This is a genomic window from Streptomyces achromogenes subsp. achromogenes, assembly GCF_000720835.1.
In the GTDB taxonomy this organism is placed as follows: Bacteria; Actinomycetota; Actinomycetes; order Streptomycetales; family Streptomycetaceae; genus Streptomyces; species Streptomyces achromogenes.
Map to the genome: position 1 here is coordinate 1 of NZ_JODT01000103.1, position 413 is coordinate 413.

Genomic DNA, 413 nt, shown 5'->3' on the forward strand with positions numbered 1-413 from the left:
GTGCGGTGCAGCCGGTTGGGGAGCATGTTCGGCATGTAGGCGGCGGTGAGCTGCTGTATGCCGGTGGCCATGCTGTCACCGGTGGCGTCGAGCGTGAGCGCGATGTCGGCGGTGTCCGGGTGCTCGGTGAGCGGCACGCGGCGCCCCAAGTTGTCGGGGGTGCCTTCGTACAGGGCGTGCTCGATGCGGCCCGGCTCGTGGCGCTCGATGTGCCGCCACACGTGCGCGTCGGTGCTGCCGTCCAACTCGCGCCAGAACATGACGGCCCGCAACAGGCCGAACCGGAACTCGGGTATGGCGGCGTCGGGCTGCATGACGGTGAGGATGGGGCGCGGCAGTAGGGCGCGGTCCCACGTCACGCGGAAGAAAACGCCCGACAGGGCGGCGGCCTGTCCGGCGGCCCCCAACAGGGT

General features: G+C 70.9%; 1 pseudogene. It reads right to left on the reverse strand.

From position 1 onward, the window contains the following. Window positions 1-314, reverse strand: a pseudogene (locus tag IH25_RS0136885) (phage capsid protein); the annotation flags it as partial. Between the last annotated feature and the right edge of the window lie 99 nt (window positions 315-413).